The sequence below is a fragment of the Tessaracoccus luoxuelianae genome (assembly GCF_055326245.1).
This window is the reverse complement of the sequence record NZ_JBUZNO010000010.1, coordinates 1-15,502: the sequence shown is the minus strand read 5'-3', so window position 1 is coordinate 15,502 and position 15,502 is coordinate 1. Positions and strand designations below refer to the sequence as shown.

The 15,502-nt window shown below is 69.6% G+C and carries 12 protein-coding genes; 4 read left to right on the top strand and 8 right to left on the bottom strand.

Annotated features, from left to right (window positions below):
• Nucleotides 1–176 precede the first annotated feature (176 nt).
• Nucleotides 177–782, top strand: a complete 606-nt coding sequence (locus ACZK39_RS14070; RefSeq protein ID WP_463613652.1) for a GNAT family N-acetyltransferase — start codon at nt 177–179, stop codon at nt 780–782.
• A gap of 13 nt (nt 783–795) precedes the next feature.
• On the opposite strand, the gene ACZK39_RS14065 is transcribed toward ACZK39_RS14070, so the two are convergent.
• Together ACZK39_RS14065 and ACZK39_RS14060 are read right to left on the bottom strand one after the other, a co-directional pair.
• Nucleotides 796–1,371: a TetR/AcrR family transcriptional regulator gene (locus ACZK39_RS14065; RefSeq protein ID WP_463613651.1), complete on the bottom strand. Its 576-nt coding sequence runs from the start codon at nt 1,369–1,371 to the stop codon at nt 796–798.
• A gap of 4 nt (nt 1,372–1,375) precedes the next feature.
• Nucleotides 1,376–2,173 (bottom strand): CPBP family intramembrane glutamic endopeptidase, encoded by a 798-nt coding sequence (locus ACZK39_RS14060; RefSeq protein ID WP_463613650.1) that lies wholly within the window; start codon nt 2,171–2,173, stop codon nt 1,376–1,378.
• Nucleotides 2,174–2,349: 176 nt separating this feature from the next.
• Between ACZK39_RS14060 and ACZK39_RS14055 the strand changes: the two genes are divergently transcribed.
• Nucleotides 2,350–3,531 (top strand): MFS transporter, encoded by a 1,182-nt coding sequence (locus ACZK39_RS14055; protein ID WP_459056045.1) that lies wholly within the window; start codon nt 2,350–2,352, stop codon nt 3,529–3,531.
• Nucleotides 3,532–3,773: 242 nt separating this feature from the next.
• Here the strand turns inward: ACZK39_RS14055 and ACZK39_RS14050 are convergent, their stop codons facing one another.
• The 5 genes from ACZK39_RS14050 to ACZK39_RS14030 all read right to left on the bottom strand — a co-directional run bounded on the left by ACZK39_RS14050 (nt 3,774) and on the right by ACZK39_RS14030 (nt 10,426).
• Nucleotides 3,774–5,099, bottom strand: a complete 1,326-nt coding sequence (locus tag ACZK39_RS14050; RefSeq protein WP_463613649.1) for a serine hydrolase domain-containing protein — start codon at nt 5,097–5,099, stop codon at nt 3,774–3,776.
• A 182-nt stretch (nt 5,100–5,281) separates the two neighbouring features.
• Nucleotides 5,282–6,904 (bottom strand): alpha-amylase family protein, encoded by a 1,623-nt coding sequence (locus tag ACZK39_RS14045; protein ID WP_463613648.1) that lies wholly within the window; start codon nt 6,902–6,904, stop codon nt 5,282–5,284.
• Between the two features lie 219 nt (nt 6,905–7,123).
• Nucleotides 7,124–8,515: an ABC transporter substrate-binding protein gene (locus ACZK39_RS14040; protein WP_182783306.1), complete on the bottom strand. Its 1,392-nt coding sequence runs from the start codon at nt 8,513–8,515 to the stop codon at nt 7,124–7,126.
• A 63-nt stretch (nt 8,516–8,578) separates the two neighbouring features.
• Complete coding sequence (locus ACZK39_RS14035; RefSeq protein ID WP_182783305.1) at nt 8,579–9,502, bottom strand: carbohydrate ABC transporter permease; 924 nt, start codon at nt 9,500–9,502, stop codon at nt 8,579–8,581.
• Between the two features lie 12 nt (nt 9,503–9,514).
• On the bottom strand, nt 9,515–10,426 hold the full coding sequence (locus ACZK39_RS14030; protein ID WP_463613647.1) for a carbohydrate ABC transporter permease: 912 nt from the start codon (nt 10,424–10,426) through the stop codon (nt 9,515–9,517).
• A gap of 256 nt (nt 10,427–10,682) precedes the next feature.
• Here ACZK39_RS14030 and ACZK39_RS14025 point away from each other — a divergent pair, with 256 nt between their 5' ends.
• Nucleotides 10,683–12,944, top strand: a complete 2,262-nt coding sequence (locus ACZK39_RS14025; RefSeq protein WP_463613646.1) for an alpha-galactosidase — start codon at nt 10,683–10,685, stop codon at nt 12,942–12,944.
• Nucleotides 12,945–13,005: 61 nt separating this feature from the next.
• Nucleotides 13,006–14,013, top strand: a complete 1,008-nt coding sequence (locus ACZK39_RS14020; protein WP_463613645.1) for a LacI family DNA-binding transcriptional regulator — start codon at nt 13,006–13,008, stop codon at nt 14,011–14,013.
• A gap of 137 nt (nt 14,014–14,150) precedes the next feature.
• Here ACZK39_RS14020 and ACZK39_RS14015 read toward each other — a convergent pair whose 3' ends face one another.
• On the bottom strand, nt 14,151–15,386 hold the full coding sequence (locus ACZK39_RS14015; RefSeq protein ID WP_463612408.1) for an integrase catalytic domain-containing protein: 1,236 nt from the start codon (nt 15,384–15,386) through the stop codon (nt 14,151–14,153).
• Nucleotides 15,387–15,502: the final 116 nt, after the last annotated feature.

Here is a 15,502-nt window from a genome sequence, read left to right as displayed (position 1 = left end):
CCGTCGGCCCCCTTCGCAACACCCAACCCCGCTGGCCCCACGTCGCACACCGCCGTCGTCCTCGCAGCCCGTATACGGTGTGCGAGGAGATCCCAGGTGTGCGAAGAGGGCCTTCCCAGGCCCCGCCCGGCTCGACCGCCGGTACACCACGGCCAGCAAGCGAAGGAATGCGGAACATGAACTGGGTAGAGCTCGTCGGCTACATCGCCTCGGCCTTCGTGGTGCTGTCCTTCGCGATGAGCTCCATCGTGAAGATCCGCACCGTCTCGCTGGTCGGGTCCGTGTTCTACGTGGCCTACGGCGTCCTGATCGGCTCGGTCCCCATCATCCTCGCCAACGCCACCATCGTCGTCCTCCACTGCATCGCGCTCTACAAGGAGTTCAGCAGCAAGTCAGACCTCGGCGCCACGCCCATCACCCCGGACGCGCCCTTCCTCGTCGACTTCCTCCACTCACACCTCGACGACATCCGCCGGTCCCAGCCCGAGTACGAGCAGCGCCCCGCCGACACCGCCTTCGTCCTCATGCGCGAGGGCATGCCGGCCGGAGCGGTGCTCGGCACGCGCGACGGCGACACCCTCCACCTCACCTTGGACTACGTCCTCCCCGCCTACCGCGACTCCCAGCTGGGGCGCTGGATCTACGGGTCGAGGACCAGCGCCCTGCGCGCCCACGGGATCCGGGAGGTGACCGCGTCGCCCTCCACCGACGTCCACCGCCACTATCTCGAACACGTCGGCTTCGAGCGTCGCGGCGAGTCCCTGGCCAAGACCCTCGCCTGACAACCGGGCGCCCTCAGGCGCTGAGCAGGCCGTCGACGACCCACTCGCACTGCCGTCGGACCTCATCCTCTGGCACGGGGTCGTACAGGAGCTGGCTCGCCATCCCCTGCATGAACGCCAGCACCCCCCACGCGACGGCGTCCGCGTCCACCGAGCCCGGCACCTCGCCCTCGGCCCGGGCCCGGTTCACCAGCCCCTCGATCGCGACCCGCAGCTCCCGGTCCGACGACGCCACCGCGTCGGCGATGGCGGGGTCGAAGGCGGCCCGCTCGGCGAACGCGGCACCCTGCAGCTCGGCGGCACGACGGGGCCCGTCGAGGGGCAGAACCGCGACCATGAGGTCCACCAGCCAGCCGCTCAGCGTCGGCCTCCCGGGCTCGGACAGGACAGGGGCGGACGCCGTCGCCCGCAGCCGCGCGAACATCGCGCGCAGCATCTCGTCCTTGGTAGGGAACGCCTTCTGCACCGCCCCCACCGACATCCCCGCCTCCGCCGCGACCGTCCGGAAGCTCACCGCCGCCATGCCCTCGCGCACCAGCATCCGCAGGGCGGCGTCGGCGAACTCGGTCTGTCGCGGAGTCAGCTGCACCGGGTCAGCCTGCCACCGCGACACGCGGCCCGTCCACAGGGAGCGCCCGCCACAGCCAGGCAGCGTAGGCGGTCAGAATCACGACGATCACCGTCAGCCCCACCAACCCGCGGTCGGTGAAGTCGTCGACGACGGTGAACGCCACCGCGTCGTAGACCACGTGCCACACGATTCCGACCCACAGGCTGCCCGTCAGTGCGACGACCTCGGCCAGCACGAAGCCCACCAGGCAGGCGAACGCGAACTGCGCCAGCAGGTGGGGCAGCGGTTGACCGGTGAAGACGTTGGTCAGATGCAGGGCACCGAAGATCGCCGAAGAGGCCACGATGGAGCGGCGCGCACCGAGCTGGCGAAGGGCGGCCAGAAGCAGGCCGCGGAACCAGATCTCCTCGTTGAAGCCGACGGCGACCGCCAGCAGGGTTGAGGCGGCGAGTGTCGCGGGGACCAGCCGGATCTCCGAGGTGGCTATCACGATCACCACCACGGCAATCAGCGGGAGAGCCCAGAAGACCCGGTTCACGCCCTCGGGCCGACGGAAGCCGTAGTCAGCCATCGGCGGACGGGACCGCCACATCACCAGCAACCCCAGAATGGCGGAGAGCCAGACGAACGCGGCCGGGATGAGTAGCGCCGTCGCGCCGTGCAGCCCCCGCGCGTCGACGACCCCCATGCCGACGGCGGTCAGCAGCACCCCACCCAGCCCGACGGCGGCAGCGATCCGCCACGGGTGGCGGGTGTCCCAGCTGGCTAGCGGACGGGCCGGCGCGGCGGGATCGGTTCTGGGTGCGAGATGGATGGACACGGGACCTCCTGGAATACGAATGTATTCACAATACGCCCGTATTCCGTTGCGTCAAGCCCGAGGCCGAGTCCCCGGCCCCCGGGGGGGGTCGAGCACATCTCCTTCGAAGTCGCGGACCACCGCGTCGCTACTTGGCGGACCGGGCGGCCAACGTCGAGACGCGCGAGGATGAACGCATGGACGCCCTGCATGCCACCGCCACCCCGCGCACCTGGCGGCGGGTGGCGCTGGCCATGCTGGCCGCGGGCTGGGGCGCCAACCAGTTCGCGCCGATGCTGCTTGTCTACCGGGACGAGCGAGGGCTGTCCGAGCAACTGGTGACGGGCATGTTCGCCGCGTACGTCGGGGGCCTCGTGCCCGCCCTGCTCGCCGCTGCGTGGATGTCGCAGCACCAGGGCAAGCGCCTGATGGTGCGGATCTCCTCGGTGCTGATGCTGCTGGGCAGCGCCCTGTTGCTGCTCGGCGCCGACTCCCCCGGGCTGCTGTTCGCCGGGCGCATCGCGTCCGGGATCGGGGTCGGGTTCGTCATGGCGCCCGGCACGGCGTGGGTGAAGGAGCTGTCCGCCGGGCTGCCGCTGGGGACGGGCGCCCGCCGTTCCACGGTGGCGTTGACGGCCGGCTTCGCGATCGGACCCATGGTCGCCGGCCTCCTCGCGCAGTGGTTCCCGGCACCGCTCCAGCTCGCCTACGCGGTGCACCTGATCGTGCAGGCCGTCGCCGCGGCCATCGTCTGGAACGCGCCCGAGCTCGACACGTCCGGCCAGCCCACCCCGACGGTCGCGGCCGCCGCGCGGCACTTGATGCACGGCTGGTTCTGGAAGCTGATCGTGCCCTCCGCGCCCTGGGTGTTCGGGGCCGCGACGGTCGCCTTCGCCGTGACCCCAGCCCTAGTGGGCCCTGTCCCTGGCCTGCCCCGCGTGGCCGCCGCGGGCCTGACCGCAGGACTCACCCTCGGGACCAGCGTGATGGTGCAGCCGTCGGTCCGACGCTACGCCCACCATGACCCGGGCCGGACGCCACCGCTGGGCATGGCCGTGCTGACCCTCGGCATGATGGTCGCGACCGCCGCCGCGTTGTTCCCCCACCCCCTGTGGCTGGTTCCCGCCGCGGTGGTGTTGGGGGCGGCGCACGGCCTCCTCATGGTCGGCAGCATCACGATCGTCGAGCACCACACGCCGCCGCACCTGATGGCCCCGACGACCGCCGTGGTTTACAGCCTCACCTACATCGGATTTCTCGCGCCCTACGCAGTCAGCACCGCGTCGCTGTTGATCCCCGCGTGGACGTTCCTCGCCGCGGGCGTCGGCGTCGCGGTCCTGACGACGGCCTGGCTCTGGTTCGAGCGCAGGGACGCCTGAAGCCCCCCGGGGGATCCCACACGGATGGGCCCAGTCCACACTCGGACGCATGACAACCGGAGGTTCGATGTCTTCGTTCCGGAACCTCCGGCGCGGCGAGTCAGGCTTCAGCGAGTGCACCCTCCGCAGCAAGGTCTGTGGTGCCCGGACCCAGCGGAGACGGGTCCCTAGTGGTGGCAGCCACGCTGAAGGCAGGGTGGGGTGGGTGTCAGTCCTGGCACGTTTCCGCGCTTCGCGCCCGATCACCCAAGCCGCGACACCAACTCCGCCACCAGTGCGCCCACCCGAAGATCCTCCCCCGCGACATCCGGGCTGAACCCCAACCGCACCACCACCAGGCCAGCCGACGGCACCACGTACATCCGCTGCCCGTCGTGTCCCGTCGCCCAGTAGGCATCAGCCGGGAGCGAACCATCGACGAGCGACCCGTCGGGCAGCTGATTGACCCACCATCCGGCCGCGTACCCCACCTCCTCGCTCTCGGCGACCTCCGTCACCGTCGTGGACGCCGCCATCCACCCCTCCGGCAGCAGCCGGCCCCCCTCCCACACACCGTCCTGCAGCGCGAACTGCCCCATGCTCGCCCAGTCGCGGGGGGTCGCCCAGAGGTAGGAGCTGCACACCGGCGTGCCGGTCGCGTCGGCCTCCCACACCGCCGACGACAACCCCAGCGGCACCAGCAGCCCCCGTCGTGGCAGGTCGGCGTCGACCCCGGCCTGCTCGGTCAGCACCGAGCACAGCAGGTTCGTGCCGCCACTCGAATACTGCTGGTAGTCGCCCGGGGTGTGGGCCAGCGGCAGTCCCGCGACATAGTCCGCCATGTCCTCTTCCAGGTACAGCATCCGGGTGATGGGTGTGCCGAGATCGTAGGTCTCGTCCCACTGCAGTCCGCTCGTGCCGCGCATCAGGTCGTCGACGGTGATGTCGCGGCGGGCGTCGGTCCACTCCGGTCGCAGCGCGTCGTCGTCGACGGCGACCCTGTCGTTGGCCACCATCACCCCGGTCAGCAGGTTGGCCACGCTCTTGGCCATCGACCAGCCGAGCTGCGGGGTCTGCGCGGTGAAGCCGTCGGCGTAGCGCTCGGCCACGAGTTGCCCGTCGTGGAGGACGACGACGGCGCGGGTGCCCAGGTCGTCGCGGGCGGCGGCGTCGAGGTCGTCACCGAACGCCAGGCCGACGGCGGCGTCGAGCTCCGCGGAGGGGGCGGGCGCGGGCGCCGAGGTGAGCGGGTTGGGGCTGGCGGGTGTGGGGTCGCCGAGGTCTGGGGCGCGGTCGGCGAGGGTGCAGCCGAAGCCGGCGGAGTACCAGGCTCGCTGCCCGACGATCGCTCCCAGGACGGAGGTGCGGGCGCCGTCGTCGGTGGTGCTGGTGCGCAGGTAGGGCACGAGTGCGTTGGGCGGGAGGTCGTCGCCGGCGGGTCGGTCCGCGATCCGTGTGAGCGCGCACGCATTGTGGGCGGCGTAGCCGGTGCCGGTGAGGAGGAGCGGGCGCGCGTACCAGTAGCCGGCGGCGCCGGCGATGACCGCGAGTGCGACGAAGGCCAGCAGGATCCGGATCACCCAACGCATGCCCCGAACCTACCAATCCGCACGATGTGGTGGCGCAAGGTGGCCCACCTCCGCAGGCTGAGGCGGGCGAAGCGGCCGCCCTGACAGCCAGCCGAGCGGCCACGAAGTCACCTGGATTCCTCAGAAATCACACCGGCCATGCTGCGTTCTTGACGATGGCGAGGAGCGCCGCTGTTCACGCCTCAGCCCGCGGTGTCCTCAGCGGCGGGCGGGGCGGCGTCCCCCGTTGCGTCGAAGGGGTCCGACCCCTCGTCGGCCATCCACTCGTAGCGCACCGTCTCGCCACCGGATCGCCAGAGCGACGGGGTCGAGGTGTGCAGCCAGTCGAGCGGCTCCACTCCCCCGGGCACCCCGCCGTCGAGCGCCAGGCGCAGCGCCGCCGACAGATCGGCGTCCACCGCATCGGTCCTCGTCGCCGGGTCCACCGACACGAACAACGCCGTCCCGGACCGTGCGATCAGGTCCAGGAACTGACGGTTCTTCGCCCAGTCCGTTCCGGGCGTGCTGGGCACGCAGTCCGCGTCGACGGTGAAGAACCGCCTGTGCTGCGCCGCACGGAACGCCAGCGTGTTGACCCCCACCCGCCGGGTGCGCTCCCACACGAGGCCGGAGGTGTCATCACCCGTGCGCTGCGCCTCGACCAGGCCGGCCGCCAGGTGACCGACCACGTTGCAGCCCAGCACCACCCCGCCGTCGGCCGCCTCCCTGATCGCCCGGTAGAAGTCCACCAGCACCTCGGCGGTGGTCCGCGTCCTGTCGTGCACGTGCACGCCGTCGGCGATGGGGTGCGGGCCCATCGTCGGGCCCCACTGGCCGAGTGCCTCGAAGGTGGAGAAGTCGTGCTTGATCAGCTCGAAGCCCCAGGCGCGGATGCGTCGCACGTCATCGGCGACGCGCTCAAGGGTCGCGGGGTGGCTGGGGTCCAGCGCCCAGCCTCCCTCCCACGGGCGCAGCCCGCCGGCCTCGGGCTCCCACCGATGCTGCAGTGGCCGGAACCAGATCCCTGGCCGCACGCCCTCGGCCGCGATCCTGGCCGCCACCTCCGCCATGTCCGGGAACTCGACGGGGCGGCCCACGTCCCACGGGCCGCCGGAGGCCGGCAGCCCGTCGGCGGTGCCGTCGAGGCTCCACCCGTCGTCGACGACGCCGAAGGGGCGGACGAGATGGTCGCCGACCAGCTCCGCGACAGTGCGGGCGTCGCGGACCACCGCATCGGCGTCGAACCCACGCCCGTAGGCGTAGTACCAGTTGTTGGCCCCGACGAGGGGCCCGGAGGGGCGAGGGTCGCGGCAGAGCGCCGAGGCCAGCTCACCCTGGGTCTCGAACGGCTCACCGCCCGAGACCCACCGGACGACGGCGGCCGTCAGCTCGCGGTCCCCCAGCTCGACGGGGTCCGAGCCGGCGCGCACGTCGAGCCAGAGCGACACCCCGCCGTCGTCCACCGTCCAGAACGCGAAGGATCCGGCGCGGACGTCGACGCCCGCGCCCCAGGTGGTGCGGGCCGAGGGAGAGTGGATGAGCACCATCCACGGGTGGACGGCCTCGGCGCGGAGTGGCTGCCAGCAGGTGTCGCCGTAGGTGCACTCCCACTCGTCGCCGAGAATGAGCGCGTCGGCGGGCATTGGCCGCCGCCAGCGCAGGTGGATCCGGCTCAGCGGCCCGACCGCCGACACGGCGACGGAGAGGCCCTCGCCCTCGGGACGGAGGTCGACGAGGACGCCGGCGGCGGACGGGGCGCGCCAGGCGTCGCAGGACCCGAGCTGAACCCGGACGAGGTCAGGGGCCGGAAGGGTGAGAGTTGGCATCACTTCTCCTCTGGGGGGTGGTGGTTTGAGAAACTGGCGGTTCTCGCGGGGCTCCCCACGCGTGACCTGAGCCTGGGGATCTCCGCGAGCCCTGCCATTTGCTCAACTCAGTGGCCGGGCCGCCGGGAGCGGCCCATGGGGCAGGAAGATCACGTGCGTCAGTCAGACCGGACGAAGGGGCCGGGCGGTCGCCCGCCCGGCCCCTCGTCAATCAGTAGATCAGCCGTTGAACAGGGCGTTGACCTGCTCGTTTGCCGCATCCAGGGAGTCGGCGTCGGCCGCACCGGTGAACACCGCGTCAACCGCCGGCTGCATGATGCCGGTGATCTGCGAGGCGTAGTCGGTGATCGGGAACAGGAAGGTGGTGCCCTCGTTCACGTGCACCAGGAACGGCTCCACGTCGATCCCACGATCCGCGAAGGCAGCCTGCGCCTTCTCGGTGGCCGACGGGATGGCCGGGAAGACGACGCCGGCCTCGCCGACGATGTCCTGGCAGGCAGCCGAGCCGAGGTACTCAACCCACTTGATGGCCGCGGCCTTGTTGTCCGAGCCGGCCCACACGGAGTCAGCCAGGCCGTTGTACATGGAGGCGCGCTCACCGGAGGGGCCGGTGGGGGTGGGGGCCAGGCCGGTCTCGATGCCGGTGTAGCCGAACATCTGGTTGATCATCCACGAGCCGTTGGTGATCATGGCGTACTTGCCGGCGCCGAAGATGTCGCCGGAGCTCTGACCGGTGACGGCCTCGACGGTGGGCATGTAGCCCTTCTCGGCCAGCGAGGCCATCCAGGAGATGGTGTCCTTGAACTCGGCGGCGTCGTAGTTGTACTTGGTGCCCCAGGGGTTCTTGTCGGTCATGGTCCAGTCCGTGGTGCCGGTGTACATGCTCCACTGCGTCTGGCCGTTGCCGCCGCCCGAGCCTCCGTCGAGGCCGAGGCCGTACACCGCGACCCTGTCCTTGTCGAAGCCGGGCTCGTCGCCGCGAACACCGTTGGTGTCGATGGTGAGGTGGGCGATCATCTCCTCGTAGGTGCCGCCGTCCTCAGGGTTCCATTCGAGGGTGGCCAACTCGGCCTCGTCGACGCCGGCGTCGGCGATGAGGGCCTTGTTGTAGAAGATGGCCACGGTGTCGAAGTCCTTCGGCAGGCCGTAGCGCTCGCCGTCCTGGCCCACCCAGAGGTCCGCGAGGCCCTCCTGGTAGCCGTCGACATCCACGCCGTCGGCCTCGAGGGTGGCAGTCAGGGACTGCAGCTGGCCCTGGGTGACGAACTCCGGGTACCGCGACAGGTGGTTGGTGAACACGTCCGGGGCGGTGCCGGCCACGAAGCCGTTGGTGATGCCGGACCAGTAATCGTCCCAGGCGTACTGGGTGATGGTGACGGTGACGCCGGACTCAGCGGCGAAGTCGGCGGCGCACTGCTCGTAGGCGGGCTTCTGGTTGTTGTCCCAGAGCCAGTAGTCGATCTCGCCGGAGGCGGCGCTGGTGTCGATGGCCTCGCCGCCGCCGGTGGTGGCGGTGGGCTCGGTGTCGCCGCCACAAGCGGTCAGCGACAGGGACAGGGCGGTGACTGCCGCGAGGGCGGTGCCGGCCTTGCGGAGGGTGAACTTCGGCATTGCTGTTCCTTTCGGGAAGGGGTGGGGAGAGAGGGCGGACGGAGGGAGGGTGACTACCGCGGGCTACTTGCTGCCCGAGTAGCCGATCGAATCGATGATCTTGCGGGCGAACATGAAGAACAGGATGAGGACGGGGACCGCTGCCACGAGGGTGGCGGCCATGAGGCCGGCCCAGTCCGGCGAGCCGGCGGGGGTCTGAGACCTGAACACGCCGAGCGCGACGGTGAGCACCTTGGTGCCCTCTGAGTTGCCCACCAGAAGCGGCCAGAAGTAGTCGTTCCAGGTGGTGATGAAGGTGAGGATCCCCAGGGTGGTGATGGGCGCGGTGCTCATCGGCAGGATGATCTTGAAGAACGTGCGCCAGGGCCCTGCCCCGTCGAGCGAGGCAGACTCCTCGATCTCCCGGTTGATGCCCAGGAAGAACTGGCGCAGGAAGAAGATGGCGAACGGAGTCATGAGGAACGTCGGCAGGATCATGCCCGGGAAGGTGTTGAGCAGGCCGAGGTTCTTGATCAGCAGGAAGTTGGGGAGGCTGGTGAAGATCGGCGGCACCAGCAGTGCGCCGAGGAAGATGCCGAACACGAGGTTGCGTCCGGGCCAGCGGAGGCGAGCGAAGGCGTAGGCGGCCATCGCGGAGAAGAACACCTGGCCGAGCGTCACCGCACCGGCGTAGATGACCGAGTTGCGCAGGTAGAGCCAGAAGTTCACCGACGCGCCGGAGCCGCCCTCGGCGATGGCCTCCTCTTGGGTGGCGAGCCCGAGCACGCGCTCGAAGGCGCCGAACGTGAAGTCGACGGGTAGCAGGGACGACGGGTCCGACGACAGCGACCGGCTGGTCGACAGTGCGGTGCGCAGCATCCAGTAGAACGGGAAGAGCGAGAGGATCAGGAAGGCGATCATCACCGCCCAGGCGAGGATCCGCCCAGCGCTCATCTTGTTGCGTTTCCTCACCGGTGCGTCGGTGGTGGTGTCAGCGTGATTGGCCATGATGGGACTCCTTTACGCCAGGTCCGACTCGCCGGCACGCAACATCCGCAGTTGGATGGCAGCCAGGACGGCGAGGATGACGAAGAGGATGACGGCCAGGGCGCTGCCGTAGCCGAACTGACCTTCACCGAAGGCCTTCTGGTAGATGTAGTACTGCATCACGCGGGTGACGTTGACGGGTCCGCCGCGAGTGGTCACTGCCACGGTGTCGAACACCTGGAACGAGCCGGTGACCGTGATGACCAGGATCATCGCGAGCACGGGGCGAAGCAGCGGCAGCGTCATCTTCCAGAACGACGTCCACTCGGAGGCGCCGTCGATGGAGGCGGCCTCGTAGATGTACTTCGGGATGGTCTGCAGGCCGGCGAACACCAGCAGAGCGGTGTAGCCCATGTGTCGCCACACGTTGACGAAGGCGATGGTGGGGATGGCCCACGCCTCGTCGGCGAAGAAGGCGATCCGGGAGGCGCCCATCCACTCGATGATCTGGTTGAACAGGCCGATCTGGTAGTCCAGCAGCCAGAACCACAGCATGGCGGCGATGACGTTGGAGATCAGCCACGGCAGCAGGAGGGCGCCGCGCAGCGCGATGGACTTGGTCAGCCGCTGCATCATCACGGCCAGCATGATCGCGATGATGGTCTGGAAGCCGATGTTGAGCAGCACGTAGCCGGTGGTCACCCACATGGCGTTCCAGAACAGCGGATCAACCGCGATCTTCTCGAAGTTCTCGGTGCCGATCCAGGTGGGGGTGCCCAGGATGTTGTACTGCGTGAAGCTGAAGTAGACACCGCGGATGGCCGGCACGAGGTAGAAAACCACGAAGCCGACGGCGGCGGGGGCGATGAACATCAGCGCAGTGCGGAGGTCGCTCTTGCGCTTACGGTTCGTGTCGAGGCTGTGCTCGAGTGTTCGTGTACTCACCACGTTCCCCTCTTTGGGACTGCCCCGGCATCTCTGACGGGGGGTGTGCGGGTTTGCATGATGAAATCTACACGCGTCACATCGGTAGAGCAAGACCCTGTTACAGAATCGTTATCTCCCAAAATTGACGCTTGCGTTCGTCTACAGGGTGGTGCAACCATGTTATCTACATGCGTAGATGATCGACGGACAATGCAGTTCAAGCCACGCCGGTCACTCCCCACAGAACCCGCTCAGATCCAGGAGGATCCCCACCATGAGCCACCGCGTCCACGCGTTCGTCACCCTGTCCGCAGAGGGGGTCGGCGTCGTCGTCGACCTCACCGACGGCAGGCTCCCCGCGCTCCTGCACTGGGGCCCGGAGCTCGGCAGCCTCACCCTCGACGACGCGACCGCGCTGGCGCTCACCGCCGTCATGCCGGTGGCGCCCAGCATGGTCGACGACCCCACCCGCCTCTCGATCCTCCCCGAGCACTGGGCCGGCTGGATGGGTCGCCCCGGGCTCAGCGGGTCACGCGCAGACGGCGCCGCGTGGTCGCCGAAGTTCGTCACCCACACCCTTCTGATCGACGGCGTGGAGACCGACGCCGCGGCCGAGCAGGCCACCCTCGTGGAGCTCGGGCACGGCAGCATGACCGTTCTCGCCGCCGACGACGTGGCCGGCCTCGAGCTGGCCCTCACCCTCGAGCTCACCCCCGGCGGCGTGCTGCGCAGCCAGGCTCGGCTCACCAACACCGGCGACGACGACTACCGCGTCGACGACCTGATCCTCGCCTACCCCGTCCCCACCGTCGCCTCGGAGCTGCAGGACCAGGCGGGCCGCTGGGCCAAGGAGCGGGTGCCGCAGCGCCGCGCCTTCACCGTCGGCGCGCACGTCCGTGAGGGCCGCAAGGGCCGCACCGGCGCAGATGCCGCGACCGTCCTCCACGCGGGCGTCCCCGGGTTCGGCTTCGCCGAGGGTGAGGTGTGGGGCGTGCACGTGGGCTGGTCCGGCAACCACACCCACATCGCCGAGCGCGGCTTCACCGGCGAGCAGTTCATCGGCGGCGGCGAGCTCCTGCTTCCCGGCGAGGTCACCCTCGCGCCCGGCGCCGCCTACGAATCTCCCTGGCTGTACGGCTCCTACGGCGTCGGCCTCGACGAGGTGGCGCGACGCTTCCACCGCTACCTGAGGTCGCGGCCGCAGCACCCGTCGTCGACGCGCCCGGTCACCATCAACGTGTGGGAGGCGGTCTACTTCGACCATTCCCTGCAGCCGCTCCTGGAGCTCGCGGAGAAGGCGGCCGCCGTCGGCGTGGAGCGCTACGTGCTCGACGACGGCTGGTTCGGCGGTCGCCGCGACGACCACGCCGGCCTCGGCGACTGGGTGGTCTCCACCGACATGTGGCCGGAAGGTCTCCACCCGCTTGTCAACCGCGTCAAGGAGCTCGGCATGCAGTTCGGGCTGTGGTTCGAGCCCGAGATGGTCAACGAGGACTCCGACGTGGCCCGCGCTCACCCCGAGTGGATCATGGCCACCGGCTCCCGGATGCCGGTGGAGACCCGCTTTCAGCAGGTGATCAACCTCGGCATCCCCGAGTGCTACGCCTACATCCGCGACCAGATGCTCGCCATCCTGGCCGAGTACGACATCAGCTACATCAAGTGGGACCACAACCGCGACCTCGTCGACGCCGGCACCCACCCGCTCGGACAGGCGGGGGTGCACGCCCAGACGCAGGCCGTCTACCGGTTGATCGACGAGCTGAAGGCCGCACACCCAGGTCTGGAGATCGAGTCCTGCTCCTCCGGCGGCGCCCGCGTGGACCTCGGCATCCTGCAGCGCACGGACCGCGTGTGGGTCTCGGACTGCATCGACCCGCTGGAGCGCCAGCAGATGATGCGCTGGACCCAGCAGCTGCTGCCGCCGGAGATGCTGGGCTCGCACATCGCCTCAGGCACCTCGCACACCACCGGCCGCACGCACGAGCTCAACTTCCGGGCCGCCACCGCGATCTTCGGGCACCTGGGGATCGAGTGGGACCTGCGCCAGGCGTCGGAGTCGGAGCTGGAGGAGCTCAGCGAGTGGGTGGCCTTCCACAAGGAGCACCGCTCGCTGCTGCACGGCGGCGACCTGGTGCGGCTGGACTTCCCGGATGAGTCGCTGACCGCCATGGGCGTCGTCGCGCCGGATCGGTCCCGGGCCATCTACTCCTACGCGGCGGTCTCCACGCACGTCACGAGCCTCCGGGGGCGGCTGCGGATGCCGGGGCTGGATCCGAAGCGCCGCTACCGGGTGTCGCCGGCGCTGGTGGGCCGGGTTCCGTCGGGGCTGCGCCCGCCGTCGTGGTGGGGCGTGAAGCGCGACATGACCACGGAGACCGTGGACCTCACCCACGGCCGCCCGCCGAAGTTGGTGCCCGTGGCCGACGAGGCCGGCGTGGTGCTGCCTGGCAGCGTGCTGTCCTCGGCCGGGTTGATGGAGGCCTCCGTCCATCCGGATCACGCGCTCATCTACCTGGTGGAGGCCGTCGACTGACCCGTTTCCCGGCGGGGCCGGCGGCCAATACCCTGTGATCACACCGATCCGAAGGAGTGCGATGTCCAGCGAAGCGGCTCGCGTCACGCGTGGCGCCACCCGCGACGACGTCGCACGCCTCGCGGGGGTGAGCTCAGCGGTGGTGAGCTACGTGGTCAACAACGGTCCGCGTCCGGTGGCCCCCGCCACCCGGGCGCGGGTCCTCGACGCCATCGACAAGCTCGGATACCGCCCCAACGCCGCCGCGCGCTCGCTGATCATGGGTCGCTCGGACCTGGTGGGGCTGATCGTCCCCGACGTCCGGAACCCCTACTTCGCGGCGCTCGCGCAGGCCGTCGAGGTGGAGGCGCGGGCGCAGGGCGTCAACCTGGTGCTGGCGCAGGGGCCGACGGGCCACCTGGATCAGTTGATCGAGTCACTCAGTGGGCACCTGGTGGCCGGGATCATCACCGCGGCGGTGCCTGAGCCGGCCGCCATGGCGGTCGTTCTGCGCAACAAGATCACCATGGTCCGGCTGAGCCTGGTGCCGCCCGACGTCGACGACACGTCGGTGTACCCGGACTTCTACGCCGGCGGACGCGAGGCGGTGCGTCATCTCGTCGAGGTCCATGGGCATCGGCGGATCGCGCTGATCGCGGGCTCGGACACCCCTGACAACCACCGCGTCGTCGACGACCGCGAGCGCGCCTGGCGCGACGTGTTGGGCGAGGCCGGTCTGCCCACCGATGCCCTCCTCCGCGTCAACTGGTCGTCGGCAGGAGGCCGGGAGGCGGCGTCGCGTCTGGTGCGCGACTTCCCGGACTGCACCGCGGTGTTCACCATGTCGGACCAGCAGGCGATCGGACTCATCGCCGGCCTGAACGCACTCGGCCGCACCGTCCCCGACGACATCGCCCTCACCTCCTTCGACGGCTCACCCGAGGCGGAGTTCACCGTCCCACCGTTGACGACGGCCGGGGTACCCATGGGAGCGATGGCCAAGGCGGCCGTCCGTCAGTTGCTCCACCCGGGCGGCGCGGGGCAGGTGTTTCGGCCGGAGCTGATCCTCCGGACGTCCTGCGGCTGCTGAGCCGAAGGTGACCGACGGCTGGGCCTGCGAGGTCCCCATCGCGCAAGCTCGGGGTCCGGCATCCGCCCGTAGTTCCTCATGTCAAGGTAGCCGCGAAATGATTCCTGGTTCCTCACATGGTTTAGCCGCGAAATGGGTCAGGCGGTGCGTGGGGTCTTGATCGCTGTGGTGGCGCTGGGGAGGGTCAGCTTGGCGGTGTAGAGGGCGTCGGTTTTGTCTTTGGCGGCGGCGATCAGGAGCCCTTGGATGCGGGTGATGTCGCGGGTGAGTTCGGCCAGGTTCAGCTGCTCGCGGCGGGCCAGCAGGTCGGCTTGCTGGGCTGGGGACAGGATCTGGGCGGCGAGGAGCCGGTCCAGGGGTGGACTGGGGCGGTCGTAGATGCGTTTACGGTGTCCGGCCTTGTCGGCGCCCCAGCCGACGGGTTTCTTGGTGGAGATGAAGTAGTTACCGCGGTCAGCCACGAGGGGCCACAGCTGGTTGAGGAGCGCGAGTTCGGTGGGGGTGTCGTAGCGGTAGTAGAACCCTCGCCGGCGCACGATGTGGTTGTTCTTGGCTTCGATGGTGGCTTGGTCGTTCTTCCGGTAGGGCCGTGATCGGGTGAAGAAGATGTCGCGGTGGCCGGCCCAGTTGATGACGTCGTGGTTGATGAACTCGGAGCCGTTGTCGCAGTCGAGGCCTTGGATCGGGAATGGGAACAGGTCGATGGCCTGGTCGAGGGCCTCAAGCATCCAGCGGCGGGCGTTGTTGCGGATCGCGATCACCTGGGTCCAGCCGGTGACCACGTCGGTCAACGACACGGAGCGGGCGAACTCGCCCTTCAGGGTGGGGCCGCAGTGGGCGACGGTGTCGACCTCGAGGAACCCGGGCTCGGCTTCGGCCTCGTCGCCGGCCTTGCGGATCTGGATCGAGGTCCGCAGCAGCGGACCCGGCCGGGTGGTGGTGAACCCGCGTAGCCCGTGGGTGGCCTTGAACCCGGCCAGATAGCGGTCGATCGTGGCCCCGGACATCGCCTCCAGTTCGGCACGCACCCCCGGGCTGTAACCGCCCCGCCCCGGGGCGAGCTCACTGTTGGCCTCCAGGTTCGACAGGAGCCTGGTCATGTCCGCGGCCAGGTAGGGGCCGCACTCACAGCCGGAGAGCACCCACACCCGCTCCAGAACCCTGGCGGCATCGGTGGAGTACTTCCTCGGCTTCGCGCGGCGGCGGTCGATCCTGGCCACGTTCGAGGGCCGGGTGCCGGTGGCGGTCAACAGGTGCCGGGCCCGGTCCCGCGACAGCCCGGTCACGAGGCAGAACTCGTCGAGCATCGCACCCTTGACCTTCTTCGTCGCCGCCACATACGCCCGGGCGTACTTGCGTGTCACTTCGATCACGGCAGTCCTCGATAGATCCGATCCCATCGCTCCAGCGTGAACCGCCCTCACGTTCGCGGCTGCAGTTGTGTGAGGAACGATCACCCTTTCGCGGCTGACTTCTCTGATGATCGTCG

What these genes read in the sequence shown, in the direction of transcription:
- ACZK39_RS14070 (WP_463613652.1), top strand. Translation starts at nt 177, where the DNA reads ATGAACTGGGTAGAGCTCGTCGGCTACATCGCCTCGGCCTTCGTGGTG.
- ACZK39_RS14055 (WP_459056045.1), top strand. Translation starts at nt 2,350, where the DNA reads ATGGACGCCCTGCATGCCACCGCCACCCCGCGCACCTGGCGGCGGGTG.
- ACZK39_RS14050 (WP_463613649.1), bottom strand. Translation starts at nt 5,099, where the DNA reads ATGCGTTGGGTGATCCGGATCCTGCTGGCCTTCGTCGCACTCGCGGTC.
- ACZK39_RS14045 (WP_463613648.1), bottom strand. Translation starts at nt 6,904, where the DNA reads ATGCCAACTCTCACCCTTCCGGCCCCTGACCTCGTCCGGGTTCAGCTC.
- ACZK39_RS14040 (WP_182783306.1), bottom strand. Translation starts at nt 8,515, where the DNA reads ATGCCGAAGTTCACCCTCCGCAAGGCCGGCACCGCCCTCGCGGCAGTC.
- ACZK39_RS14035 (WP_182783305.1), bottom strand. Translation starts at nt 9,502, where the DNA reads ATGGCCAATCACGCTGACACCACCACCGACGCACCGGTGAGGAAACGC.
- ACZK39_RS14025 (WP_463613646.1), top strand. Translation starts at nt 10,683, where the DNA reads ATGAGCCACCGCGTCCACGCGTTCGTCACCCTGTCCGCAGAGGGGGTC.
- ACZK39_RS14020 (WP_463613645.1), top strand. Translation starts at nt 13,006, where the DNA reads ATGTCCAGCGAAGCGGCTCGCGTCACGCGTGGCGCCACCCGCGACGAC.